General features: G+C 66.7%; 1 protein-coding gene. It reads right to left on the bottom strand.

What is annotated here, in order from left to right; genetic code table 11:
• Positions 1 to 66: 66 nt before the first annotated feature.
• Positions 67 to 976, bottom strand: a 910-nt coding sequence (locus PV679_RS36010; RefSeq protein ID WP_319685496.1) for an IS256 family transposase, incomplete at its 5' end; no start/stop codon positions are given.

Raw genomic sequence — 976 nt, 5'->3', positions numbered from 1 at the left:
GGGTCTATCAGGAATTAGGTGTGATTCGTCTGTTTGGCCTATGAGTTGTTCGGTGGGCTGTTCGGCCTACACTCGTCCGGCGGTAAGGCGGCCGTCGAAGAGGACGTCGAACTCGTTGAGGGCGGACTTCCAGCGGTTGTTCCAGCGCTGGCGGCCGCGGCCGGTGGGGTCGAGGGCGAGGGTGGCGAGGTAGAGGCGTTTGAGGGCGGCCTGCTCGTTGGGAAAGTGCCCGCATGCCTGGGCCGCGCGCCGGTAGCGGGCGTTGAGGGACTCGATCGCGTTGGTGGTGTAGACGACCTGCCGGATCGCGTCGGGCAGGCCGAGGAAGGGCACAAACTCGCTCCAGGCCCGCTCCCAGGTTCCGGCGATCGAGGGGTAGCGCCTGCCCCACGTGGCGTCGAAGTCGGCGAGCCGTTGCCGGGCTTCTTCCTCGTTGACGGCGGTGTAGACGGGCTTGAGGTCGCGGGCGACCTCAGCCCAGTCGCGGCGCGAGGCATAGCGCAGGCTGGCGCGGATGAGGTGGACCACGCAGGTCTGCACCACAGTCCGGGGCCAGACGGTGTTCACCGCATCGGGCAGGGCGCTCAGCCCGTCACAGACCAGCATGAGCACATCACGGACGCCTCTGTTCTTGATCTCGGTCAGGACTGTGGTCCAGTACTTGGCGCCTTCCCCGCCGTCCCCGGCCCACAGGCCGAGAATCTCGCGGTAGCCGTCGGCGGTGACCGCAACGGCCACGTAGATCGGCCGGTTGGCGACATGACCGTCCCTGATCTTGACGTGCACGGCGTCGATGAAGACGACCGGGTAGACCGGATCGAGCGGGCGGGTGCGCCATTCCGCCATCGATTCCAGGGCCTTGTCGGTGATCGTGGAGATGGTCTCCTTCGTGGTCGTCATCCCATACGTCTGGGCGAGGTGGGAGACGATCTCGCCGGAGGTCAGGCCCTTCGCGGTCAGCGAGAGCACCAGATCG

Origin of the sequence: Streptomyces sp. AK02-01A, from assembly GCF_033795305.1 — a bacterium.
In the GTDB taxonomy this organism is placed as follows: domain Bacteria; phylum Actinomycetota; class Actinomycetes; order Streptomycetales; family Streptomycetaceae; genus Streptomyces.
This window is presented reverse-complemented; position numbering and strand designations above follow the sequence as displayed.